Origin of the sequence: Acinetobacter sp. SM34, assembly GCF_022012365.1 — a bacterium.
Classification (GTDB): Bacteria; Pseudomonadota; Gammaproteobacteria; order Pseudomonadales; family Moraxellaceae; genus Acinetobacter.
On sequence record NZ_JAKLTP010000038.1, the window covers coordinates 1 to 549 of the forward strand.

Genomic DNA, 549 nt, shown 5'->3' on the forward strand with positions numbered 1-549 from the left:
AGCTCTGAAATACCGTAACTTGTAGCAATGTGAAATAAGGTTCGGTATTCCCGCCAATAGCTCAGACAGAGCAGAACCTGATCCTCCAGACTTAATTTGGGTGGTCTGCCTTTAGCTGGAACATGCTTCTGCAATTGCTCAACCATTAAATAAAAGGTTGTCCATGAGATGCCCGTATATCGCTTAAACTGTGCTTCAGAAAGCTTCTTTGAATCAATGTATTTCATCCGTAGATTATGCACGAATGCTAAGAAAATTAGAGTACAAATATAAATCAAAAAATGTTCAATATTAGATTTTTTTAAATCAGCACGGCCTCATTTTATTGATTTAGTTTTTTACCTTTTCGTAGGCAATCTCTCTACTTTTGAAAGGTCAAAAGTAGACAAAAACCTTTTGTTTCCGATACACGACTTCCTTGTCGTGATGGGAAACGTGTGGCATCCATGCCACACTCATGAATCCAATATTTGCTAAAAATCTATTTTCAATTTTGGTTTTAAGAACAATTTTTAGTTTCTAAAATGATTTATGAAAGAAATTTAATAA

1 protein-coding gene is annotated in these 549 nt (G+C 34.6%); it reads right to left on the reverse strand.

The window, feature by feature from the left end:
* Positions 1-227 (reverse strand): helix-turn-helix domain-containing protein (locus LZZ98_RS15660; protein ID WP_442862727.1); only part of this gene is annotated, 227 nt, incomplete at its 3' end.
* Positions 228-549 lie beyond the last annotated feature (322 nt).